Source organism: Bacteroidia bacterium (assembly GCA_037045145.1).
Lineage (GTDB): Bacteria > Bacteroidota > Bacteroidia > AKYH767-A > OLB10 > OLB10.
Genome location: JBAOIA010000011.1, coordinates 1,067,373 through 1,078,955 on the forward strand (window position 1 = coordinate 1,067,373; position 11,583 = coordinate 1,078,955).

General features: G+C 36.4%; 9 protein-coding genes. 7 read left to right on the top strand and 2 right to left on the bottom strand.

Annotated features, from left to right (window positions below):
* Nucleotides 1-48: 48 nt before the first annotated feature.
* Nucleotides 49-588 (bottom strand): DUF922 domain-containing protein, encoded by a 540-nt coding sequence (locus tag V9G42_05700; protein MEI2758916.1) that lies wholly within the window; start codon nt 586-588, stop codon nt 49-51.
* Nucleotides 589-676: 88 nt separating this feature from the next.
* Entirely contained in the window at nt 677-1,150 is a 474-nt protein-coding gene (locus V9G42_05705; GenBank protein ID MEI2758917.1) for a MarR family transcriptional regulator, read from the bottom strand.
* A gap of 79 nt (nt 1,151-1,229) precedes the next feature.
* On the opposite strand from V9G42_05705, the gene V9G42_05710 reads away from it, so the two are divergent.
* The 7 genes from V9G42_05710 to V9G42_05740 all read left to right on the top strand — a co-directional run bounded on the left by V9G42_05710 (nt 1,230) and on the right by V9G42_05740 (nt 11,507).
* Nucleotides 1,230-2,270 (top strand): HlyD family secretion protein, encoded by a 1,041-nt coding sequence (locus V9G42_05710; GenBank protein ID MEI2758918.1) that lies wholly within the window; start codon nt 1,230-1,232, stop codon nt 2,268-2,270.
* On the top strand, nt 2,267-3,856 hold the full coding sequence (locus V9G42_05715) for a DHA2 family efflux MFS transporter permease subunit (protein MEI2758919.1): 1,590 nt from the start codon (nt 2,267-2,269) through the stop codon (nt 3,854-3,856). The genes V9G42_05710 and V9G42_05715 overlap by 4 nt, the downstream gene beginning before the upstream one ends.
* A 10-nt stretch (nt 3,857-3,866) precedes the next feature.
* Nucleotides 3,867-5,168, top strand: a complete 1,302-nt coding sequence (locus V9G42_05720; protein ID MEI2758920.1) for a TolC family protein — start codon at nt 3,867-3,869, stop codon at nt 5,166-5,168.
* Between the two features lie 163 nt (nt 5,169-5,331).
* A complete protein-coding gene (locus tag V9G42_05725) occupies nt 5,332-6,207 on the top strand; it encodes a cyanophycinase (protein ID MEI2758921.1) in 876 nt (291 codons plus the stop codon).
* A gap of 302 nt (nt 6,208-6,509) precedes the next feature.
* Nucleotides 6,510-10,097, top strand: coding sequence for a DNA polymerase III subunit alpha (gene dnaE, locus V9G42_05730; protein ID MEI2758922.1), 3,588 nt, complete (start codon nt 6,510-6,512; stop codon nt 10,095-10,097).
* A gap of 147 nt (nt 10,098-10,244) precedes the next feature.
* Nucleotides 10,245-10,565 carry a thioredoxin gene (trxA, locus tag V9G42_05735; protein MEI2758923.1) on the top strand — a complete coding sequence of 107 codons (321 nt, stop codon included), beginning with the start codon at nt 10,245-10,247 and terminating at the stop codon, nt 10,563-10,565.
* 18 nt (nt 10,566-10,583) lie between these two features.
* Nucleotides 10,584-11,507, top strand: coding sequence for a DUF58 domain-containing protein (locus tag V9G42_05740; GenBank protein MEI2758924.1), 924 nt, complete (start codon nt 10,584-10,586; stop codon nt 11,505-11,507).
* The last annotated feature ends 76 nt before the right edge of the window (nt 11,508-11,583 follow it).

Here is an 11,583-nt window from a genome sequence, read left to right on the forward strand (position 1 = left end):
CTTTCATTTTTGAATGGGGTATTTTTTTATGTTAAAACTTAATTTTTTTTACCTCCACGCCATTTCCTGATGGGAATATTGTTCTAAATCTGTCAACATTAATTTTATTTTTTCTTCCCACATCATTTGCATATACATGTCGTTACCATGATTGGTTTGTCTGTCATAATCATCCTGCATACGTCTAAGTCTGTTGATGTATTTTTTATAAATGTTTTCCGGATTGTGACGAGCAAACTTTTTATTGTTCAATGTAAAGTACTGACGTAACAGGCGTGCATGAATTTCAGCAATATCGAAATGCATTTGTTCATGCGATAACACTTCATCACGCATGGAATGCGTATTGACCCACGATCTGGTTTTATCCATTTGTGCTTTTACAATAATGTTTATTCCATCATCATCCTCTAAATAGCTGAAGTAAATACCGCTCGATGTTATTGCACCTGTTCGACTATGTGGTAAATTTCTTTTTTCAAAATCATCCCAGGTTAATCGCTTCTCCTGCCAGTCAACTAATTCCTGAGCTGAAGTGGTAGTTGCAAAAGTTACCAATGCAATAAGACAAATAGTTTGCCTGTACATAAAAACACCGTTTTACAGAGAACGATGGATTATTTGACTTATTACATGTGTGAAATACCAGCCAATTGAACTTTAACCGTAATTCAGATTAATGGTATGGGTCAAATTCCGGCCAATGAAGATTAATAAGCTTGGCAGTAGTTTCTTTGTAATTTAAAAATGCTTTTTTACCGATAGCATTTTCATAATATGACTCCAATTGTGTCATTACGTCTTTTGTTTCATTTACCATTGCACGGCCTTTAGCAGTAAGTTTGAGTAAGGCGCTGCGGTTGTCATCAGGATGTTTTGTAACCTCAATAAGTTTCATGCCTTTTAGTTCATTTACAAATCTACTCATGGCTTGTTTGCTGACTTTGGCGGCAGCAGCAATTTCTTTGTTTGTCTTACCATTTTCATTAATATTCATTAACACAGCAAAATGTGATATCTTAAACAATGGATATCCACGTTCTGCAAGACCTGCAATAGCCCATTCGTCAAATGCACGTTTGTATATAGAAATTAAACGTCCTATGTTAAACCTAGCATTGTGGGTAATATTTTTTTTCTTTCCTGCCATGATGCAAAAATAAAAAAAAGTCAACATGTTTGACTAAATAGTCAACAATGTTTACTTTTGACGCCCAATTCAGGAAAATATGGAATCTCAGGAACAGGATAAAAAGAAAATCAGTCCTTTATTTATCATTGCTATTGTCGTTATAGCCGTTGCAGTTTTTTTAGGTATTAAAAATCTTATTCATAACCTCAGGTATGATATTACAGACAATGCACAGATAGAAGCTGCCGGTATTCCTGTCATCAGTCGTATCAGTGGCTACGTTGACAGCCTCAATGTTTCAGACTTCAGTCAGGTTAAAGTTGGTACACCATTATTAAGTATTGATTCAAGAGAATTTGTTTTGGCAGTTCAACAAGCTGAAGCAGACGTTCAAAGTGCTGAAGCAGAACTGTTGAATGCAGAAGCAGGCAAAAAAAATGCTGAGGCTGCTCTGAATGTGGCAGAAACCAACAAAGACTTACAAAAGATTAAAACAGATAAAGCCATGTCTGACTATAATCGTGATAGTGCATTGTTTAGTGATGGAAGCATTACACAAAAGCAAATAGATGACAGTAGGATTAATATGGAAGCAATGCAAAAGGCTTTAGATGTAACATCCGATCAGATTAAAGTGGCAATGGCCCAGCAAGCTACTGCACAGGCACTGGTAAAACGTGCCGATGCGCTTAAAGAAACAAGAAAAGCAATGTTGGATCAGGCGAAACTCAAACTTTCTTATTGTAGTATTTCAGCGCCCGCATCAGGTAAAATAGGTAAATGCAATATCAGTACAGGTCAGTTTTTACAAGCAGGTCAAACGTTGTTCACCATTGTTAACAATGAAAAATTTTGGGTGATTGCCAATTTTAAAGAAACACAGCTCAAAAGTTTAAAAGAAGGTGGTGAGGCCAATCTTATAGTTGATGGATTTCCTGATGAAAAAATTACCGGTCGGATAACATCATTAAGCGAAGCTACCGGAGCACGTTTTGCTTTGTTGCCACCGGATAATGCTACAGGAAATTTTGTGAAAGTAACACAACGTGTACCAGTAAAAATTGAAATAGAAAATTTTAATGAATACAAAAACCTGCTTCGTGCAGGAATGAGTGTTACTGTTGAAGTGAAAAAATGACAGCGCCTGCTTCATACCCGACTGGGTTTAAAAGAACAGTCATTGTGCTGACAACTATTTCAGCAGCCATAATGGAGCTGATTGACACATCTATTGTTAATGTAGGCTTAACAGATATAAGTGGAAGTTTAGGTGCGACTATTGAAGATACTTCTTGGTTAATAACTGCTTATGCGATTGCAAATGTTATTATTATTCCCTTGACTGGTTTTTTAGCAAAGTATTTCGGAAGAAAAAATTATTATTTAACCAGCATTGTAATTTTTACAGTTGCTTCTTATCTCTGTGGGGAGTCGAACTCACTTATTGAATTAATAGCATGGCGTTTTATTCAAGGCATTGGTGGTGGTGCCTTGTTGTCAACATCGCAGAGTATTTTATTTGATTCCTTTCAACCTGAAAAACGTGCAATGGCATCTGCTATGTTTGGAATGGGAATTGTGCTTGGTCCAACAATAGGTCCTACACTTGGTGGTTATATCATAGAGCACTCAAGCTGGCCATTGATATTTTTTATAAACATCCCCTTTGGTATTGTCGCAGTGCTGCTCACCTGGATGTATATTGATCGCAAACCTGATGAGATAAACATCAAAAGGAAAGAGATACATATAGATTATACAGGAATATTGTTGTTAGCTATTGGAGTTAGCTCTTTGCAGTATGTTCTTGAACGAGGTCAGACGGAAGACTGGTTTAATAGCAGCAACATTATTTATCTGAGCATACTTTCTGTATTTGGAATAGGATTTTTTATCTGGCATGAACTGAGACATCCTCATCCAGCAATAGATTTAAGAATAATTCAAAATCGGAATTTATTTGCCAGTAATGTTCTCACCTTCGTTTGTGGCTTCGGACTTTTTGGTTCAGTATTTATTTTTCCTGTTCTTGTTCAACGAGTGATGGGTTACACTGCCATGGAAGCCGGATTAGGCATTGTCCCAAGTGCTATTACAGCAATTTTTATGATGCCTTTTATAGGCAAGGGTATAAGTAGTGGTATAAGACCTATATATTTTGTCATGACAGGGTTTGTGATTTTTATATTGCATGGCTACTTTTCATCAATGGCCAATCTTGATTCCTCACGCCAATGGTTTATTGTTCCTCAAATACTGCGGGGCATAGGTACTTCATTCCTCATGGTGCCTTTAATCAATCAGGCTGTCATTGGTATTTCTCCACAAAAAATGCCTTATGCAATTTCATTAACCAACATGTTGCGGCAGTTAGGCGGTTCGTTTGGGATTGCAATTATGAACACCTATGTTGCACAACGTGCTGTTATACATCGCACTGATTTGGTAGCTAATTTAACCGCTAATGACCTGGAAACTACTGAAAGACTAAAGCAGGTTGCAGCTTTTACAATGAGTAAAGGTTACTCTCCGCAACAAGCAACACAGGCAGGTTATCAAATTATTGAAGGCATATTAACAAAGCAAAGTTATCTTAAAGCATACTTAGATGGTTTTTTGCTGATTAGTGTTTTCTTGATTTGTGCTGTACCATTCATATTTCTTTTAGATACAAAAAAACAATCGGCAGCAGCATTGGCAAAAGTTGCTGAAGAGGCTCATTAAAATTAATAAAATGTTGAATAGGAAAACAATTTTGATAGTTCTGGTTGGTTTAATGCCAACAATTGTGAGAGCTCAGCTAAGCATTAACAGCGATTTAAAAACATTGATTCAAAAATCAATTTCATATTTCCCTAAGTTGAAGGAAACAGAGTTGAGTTTTCAGTCAGGTAAAGAAAAATTAGAAATTGCCAAGTCGGCATATTACCCAAATGTTTTGCTCAATGCAGGGTATAATTACATTGATCCTGTAAGTAGTGTTTCTTTTCCAGTTGCTCCGGGTGTTACCGAAGCTATGCAGTTTCAGCCATACAATAATTATACAGCAACAGCAGGATTTACTTATCCGGTGATTGATTTTGGACGAGCCTGGTTTTATGTAAAAAAATCAAATGAGGAATTGGAGCAGAGTAAATTGAATATAGAACTTAGCAAGTCGCAACTTGCTGCACAGGTTTCTTCGGTTTATTACAGTATGACTTATCTTACAAAGGCGGTTGCAGTTGAAGATACTGTGTTGCTTGCTATGCAATCATATCAGAATGTTATTGCCAGTAGATTAAGAAATGGGGATGCCTTAATTCTCGACTCAATAACCACCGGTAGTGCCATTAGCGAAGAAAAAAACAGAAAGTTGTCACTTCAGAATTTGTTGGCAAAACAAATTGCGCTTTTGCAATACACAACTAATGAAACAACGATCATTTTGCCGGAGAAATTTGATTTTCCACAATGGTATAGTGATACAGATACTACCAGTCAAATTGAATCGAATTTTGAATACAAAATAATTGGCAGTAAACTTAAAGCACAACAGTTTGATATAAAAATGAACCGGTCAAACCTTTTTCCTGTTGTTAGTGTTAATGCAGCCATGGGTTATAGAAACGGTTATCAACCGGACATTGAAAAAATGATTTTTGGCACACAAGCAGGGCTAAGCATTACTGCACCAATATTTTATGGTAAGAAAGCCCGCAACAGCATAAGTCTCTCAAAACTATATTTAAAACAATTGGAACAGTCGCAGGAGAATGTAAAGAATACTTTTAAGAGAGATTTAAGCAATGCTTTGAGTGATATTTCAACACTTGATGCACAGATTGTAAATTCATCTCAGCAGGTTGTTCAATCGCGTGCAGCAGTTGAATTGGCTCAATCGCGATATAGGAATGGATTGTCAACCTACACAGATGTTTTGAATGCCTTAGCCAATAGACAGCGTGCAGAGCTATCTAAGTTGAATCTCGAATATCAACTTTGTTTGGCGCGAATAGAGTTAGCTAAAATTACAGGAGTTGTTTACTATGAGTAGCCCTATTGTTTGAAATATGCCGGCATACTTTTTTTCGAATAAAATTGTTAAAAAGTTAATTTTTTAAGAATAACTCTACTTTACTTTTTATTGGTAAATATGTATTTTTGACCATCTAATTTCAATAAGATTTTTTGGGGCGGGGGATAACTCAAATCAATAAATGGATAAACCAAAGGGAAAACTTATTGCCATTGGTGGCAATGAAGATAAAGGCACAGAGTCCGAACCTAACTTTGAACAGAAAAATAACTTAAACTTTTTTGCACTGCAAATTCTTAGTCGTATTTGCCACGAAATGGGTGGAAAAAATGCAAGAATAGAAGTCATTACCAGTGCCAGCAGTATTCCTGTAGAAGTTGGTGAAAATTATGTTGATGCATTCGGAAAATTAGGATGCACAAATGTTAATGTGATAGACATCCGCAACAGAGAAGATGCTACAAATCCCAAATACATTGAGCGTATAAAAAAATGCGATGGTGTAATGATGACTGGTGGAAATCAATTACGCCTCAGCACCATTTTCGGTGGAACAGAAATTCTTGAAATATTACACCATAGATATCAAAATGAAAATTTTGTAATTGCAGGTACCAGTGCCGGAGCAATGGCAATGAGTAATACTATGATTTATCAAGGAAGCAGTTCCGGGGCTCTAATAAAAGGCGAGGTGAAAATTACAACAGGGCTTGCATTGATGGGTGATGTTATCATAGATTCTCATTTTGACAAGCGTGGCCGTTTTGGTCGTTTGGCTCAGGCTGTTGCTAGCAATCCAAGTTGCATTGGCATAGGTCTTGGTGAAGATACAGGAGTGTTGCTCTCCGAAGGTCATTTACTTGAAATTATCGGTTCGGGATTGGTGATGCTTTTTGACGGTCATCAAATCCGTCATAACAACATTGCCGATTTACAAGATGGCGTTCCTATCAGTATTGAAAATCTGATTGTTCATGTACTCACAAAAGGTAATTGTTACGACTTAAAAAGCAGGAAGTTTTTTTCTGAATTGGTAAAAGAAGGTAAACCAGTATAGTTGAATTTCATTTCTTCTTACACTTTTCTTACGGCACAATATTATTGGCACGGCTATTGAAAAGCACTTGATATAACAATAAACTTTAATTGCTTATGGTCTAAAACAAAAGTGAACCACAAATAAAAGCAACCGGTATGTGCCAACATCGGTTGCTTTTTGCATTTTAGGCCTGCACATCTCTAAAAGTCACAGTGGTTATTGTTATCAACAAGTAAAGAATTTTTAAATTGTTTTGCTAATTTTACAAGCCACAATAACCAAACCGGTTATTGAATTTAAAATTCATACTTAGTTTTTTCATGCCTCGTTTCTCTCATTTACATAATCATACACAGTTTTCACTACTCGATGGAGCAGCAGAAATCAAATCACTTTATAAAAAGGCTGTAAAAGATAACATGCCTGCACTTGCCATCACCGATCATGGCAACATGTTTGGCGTTTTCAATTTTGTGGCCGAAGCAGCAAAATACAATACCAATGAAACTCCCAATGTAATAAAACCCATTGTTGGGTGTGAGTTCTATCTCGTTGAAAACCGTCACAAGAGAAGTTTTACTAAAGACGATAAAGATGTACGTTACCATCAATTGTTTCTTGCAAAAAATACTATCGGCTATAAAAATCTTGTGAAGTTGACTTCGTTGGGATATATGGAAGGTTTGTATGGTAAATATCCGCGAATTGATAAAGAACTTGTACTTAAATATCACGAAGGACTTATTGCCACAACATGTTGTCTGGGTGCCAGCGTGCCTAAAACAATTTTACGTAAAGGAGAAACCGAAGGAGAAAAAGAGTTTTTATGGTGGCTCGATTTATTTGGTGAAGATTATTATGTAGAACTGCAACGTCATGATATTCCGGAGCAGAATACAGTTAATGAAGTCCTCATAAAATTTGCTTTAAAACACAATGTAAAAATTATTGCATCAAACGATTCGCATTACGTAAATCGTGAAGACTATAATGCACACGATATTTTACTTTGTATCAACACCGGTGAGAAACAAAGTACAGAAAAGTTTAAAGATGGCGATGAAGATGCGTCAATGCGTGATAAGAGATTTGCTTTTTATAACGATGAATTTTATTTTAAAGAAACATCGGAAATGGAAACACTCTTCAGTGATGTTCCGCAAGCTATTGACAACACCAATGAAATTGTTGACAAGATTGAGCCATTGAAACTCAAACAGGATATCCTTCTGCCACACTATCAGATTCCACAAGGTTTCCAAAGTCAGGATGATTACCTGAAACATATTACATGGGAAGGCGCGCGAAAACGTTATAGCGAAATTACCCCTGATATTGAAGAACGCCTAAACTTTGAATTGTTTACAGTAAAAACAATGGGTTTTGCCGGCTACTTTTTAATTGTAGCAGATTTTATAAATCACGGAAAAAATATTGGTGTGTTGGTTGGACCCGGTAGAGGAAGTGCAGCAGGCTCTGCTGTTGCCTATTGTATTGGTATTACTAACATTGATCCTATTAAATACAACTTACTGTTTGAGCGTTTCCTCAATCCCGACCGTAAATCAATGCCTGATATTGATACCGATTTTGATGATGAAGGTCGTCAGAAAGTAATTGATTATGTAGTGGACAAGTATGGAAAAAATCAAGTAGCACAGATTATTACTTATGGCACCATGGCAGCGAAGATGAGTATTAAGGACGTGGCACGTGTGCTTGATTTACCTTTGCCTGATTCTAATGCATTGGCCAAACTTGTGCCTGAGCGTCCCGGCATTTCATTGGGTCGTTTGCTTACCGCACCAATTGATGGCGAAAAAAGTTTGAAGACAAAAGAAAATCTAAGTGCTGATGAAATAGAAAGAGTGAAATCGCTGCGTGCAATTCTTGAAGACGGAACGTTGCAATCATCTGTGTTGAAAGAAGCAATGGTACTTGAAGGCAGTGTGCGCAATACCGGAATACATGCAGCAGGAATTATCATTGCACCAACAGACCTTACAGAAATTATTCCTGTAGCTACCTCAAAAGAAACGGACTTGCTGATAACACAGTTCGAAGGAAAAATTATTGAAGATGCCGGTGTTATAAAAATGGATTTTCTTGGTCTTAAGACCTTGACAATTTTACGTGATGCAGTCAGGCTGATAGAAAAAAATCATGGAGTAAAAATTGATCTTGATGATATACCGCTGAATGACATTCGTACTCTTGAACTATATCAACGTGGAGAAACGAATGGCACTTTTCAGTTTGAAAGTGCAGGCATGCAGAAGTACCTGAAAGAACTCAAGCCCGATAAGTTTGAAGACCTCATTGCCATGAATGCACTTTATCGTCCGGGACCTATGGAATATATTCCTGATTTTATTTTACGTAAACAAGGTAAACAAGCCGTAAGTTATGATTTGCCGGACATGAAAGAACATCTGGAAGAAACCTATGGCATTACTGTTTATCAGGAACAGGTGATGTTGCTCTCACAAAAGTTAGCCAATTTTACCAAAGGCGATGCAGACACACTTCGTAAAGCCATGGGTAAAAAGCAAATTGAAGTGCTCAATAAAATGAAGAGTAAATTTATGGATGGAGCCAAAAGCAATGGTCATGATGAAAAAGTACTCGAAAAAATATGGGCAGACTGGGAATCTTTTGCCAGTTATGCATTTAATAAATCGCACTCTACTTGTTATGCATTTGTTGCCTTTCAGACAGCCTACCTCAAAGCAAATTATCCGAGTGAATACATGGCTGCTGTTCTCACTAACAACCTGAATAACCTTGATAAAATCACATTCTTTATGGACGAATCCAGGCGAATGAATATCCCTGTATTAGGTCCTGATGTGAATGAGAGTGAAATGCAGTTTAGTGTAAATAAAAATGGTGAAATACGATTTGGCTTAGCTGCAATAAAAGGTGTTGGCGAAGCCGCTGCGGATAGCTTATTGAGTGAACGGAAAAAAGGGGGTGCTTTTAAAGATATTTTTGATTTGGTAAGCAGAGTAAATTTGAGAGCAGCAAACAAAAAATGTTTTGAAAACTTAGCTATGGCAGGTGCATTGGATTTTGACAAATCATTTCATAGAGCACAGTATTTTGTTGTTGATCCAAAGGATAATCAAACACAATTGGAAAAAATTATACGTTTTGGAAATGGCAATCAGGAATCAAAAAATAGTACACAGCACACATTGTTTGGTGATTTAGGTGGTGTTGAAGCCTCCAGGCCTAAGATTATTCCGGCAGAACCTTTTAGTAACCTTGAACAGTTAAAAAAGGAAAAAGAAATAATCGGAATCTATCTTTCCGGTCATCCACTTGACGATTATAAAGAAGAAATAAAAACATTTTGTAATATCTCTGTCGAACAACTTGCCGATCTCAAGCTACTTAATAACAGGGAGGTAAATTTTGCCGGTATTATTACCAATGCAAATCATAGAGTCAGTAAATCAGGAAAGCCTTTTGGGAGTTTTATTATTGAAGATTACAATGCTTCTTTTGAGTTTGCTGTATTCTCGGAAGAGTATGCCAAGTTCAAACACCTGCTAAATAATGATGCTTTTGTTTTTATCAAAGCAAGGGTACAGTCAAAATACTATAATGAGAATGAATTTGAATTAAAAATAAATTCAGTTTATTTTCTTGATGAAGTGGCAAATAAAATGGCAAAAGGAATCATGATAGCGCTTCGTTCAGACTCAATCAACGAAATGAAAATAAAGAAGATAAAAGAAATTTCTAAAAACAGCAAAGGTAAACTGGCAGTTAAATTCAGAATTCGCGACAATGATCCGAATTTGAGTATTGATGTTGAGTCTAATCAGCTAAGATTGGAATACAATAAAGAGTTATTCAAGCAATTGAATTCAATTTCTGAGCGTGTAACACTCTTTAAATAGCATCTTTAGTGACAGGTGTAATCCATTGTTTGGTGAAAAAAGGGTTTGAGGCTAAAAAAATGAAAAAAAATCAATTTCTTTAAAAATCATAAAACTTTAAACCACTATTATTGTTCTGAAATATCACATAAAAAACATAGCATAATTATGGCAATAGAAATTACAGACAGCAACTTTGAAGAAGTTGTAATGAAATCAAGCAAGCCTGTATTGGTTGACTTTTGGGCTGAATGGTGCGGACCTTGCCGCATGGTTGGGCCAATTGTAGAAGAATTAGCAAAAGAGTACGAAGGAAAAGCAGTAATCGGTAAAATTGATGTGGATAGTAACCCCAATGTATCAATGCAATTTGGAGTTAGAAATATCCCCACACTATTGATTTTTAAGAATGGTCAGATTGTAGATAAGCAGGTTGGTGCTGCTCCTAAAAACATTCTTGCAAAAAAGCTGGATGCACAGTTAGTGTAAATTTTCAAATTAGGTATTTTGCCGGTTAATCATCAGGAAGTTCAATCCCTTTCTCATCTGGAATTGCTTGCCAAGCAGGTGGTAGAGGGATTTATTACCGGCTTGCATAAAAGTCCTTTTCATGGATTTAGCGTAGAGTTTGCCGAGCACAGACTTTATAATACAGGTGAGTCAACAAGACATATTGACTGGAAACTTTTTGGAAGAACAGATAAACTCTTTGTCAAACGTTTTGAAGAGGAAACCAATCTGCGCTGCCATATTGTGATAGATAACTCTGACTCCATGCACTATCCTGAAGTGAAAGGAGTAAAGGGACTGCAAAATAAAATCACCTTTTCTGTGTATTGCGCTGCTGCAATATTATACATGATGAAGCAACAACGCGATGCCATAGGCTTAACAACCTTTTCGGAGCAGGTTGATGTACAAACTCAGGTAAAATCAAGCACTATACACCATAAACTTGTTTTTGCGCATCTCGAAAAGTTATTAGAAAGTAAAGCTGACGTGAAACGAAAAACTGCAACTGCTGATGCATTACATCAATTAGCAGAGAGTATTCACAAACGCTCGCTGATCATTATTTTCAGTGATATGTTTGAAAACACGGATAGCAATGAAGCTTTGTTTAAATCGCTTCAACATTTAAAACACAACAAACATGAAGTGATTCTTTTTCATGTTACTGATAAAAAGCATGAACTTGATTTTCAGTTTGAAAACAGACCATACCGCTTTGTTGATGTTGAAACCGGAGAAGAGATAAAGGTGCACAGTAATCTGGTGAGAGAAAAGTATATAGAAGCTATGCAAGCATATAAATCCATGCTTGTACATAAATGTGCACAGTATAAAATTGATTTTGTTCAGGCCGATATCCATGATGGTTATCATCAGGTTTTGTTAGCTTATTTGCTTAAAAGAGAAAAGTTACATTAATACAGAGATTTTCAGAGTAGTTTTTACAGTGTTTTTTCGGAACATTTTCTAAATTTTAGCGTAGAAAACGGGATAA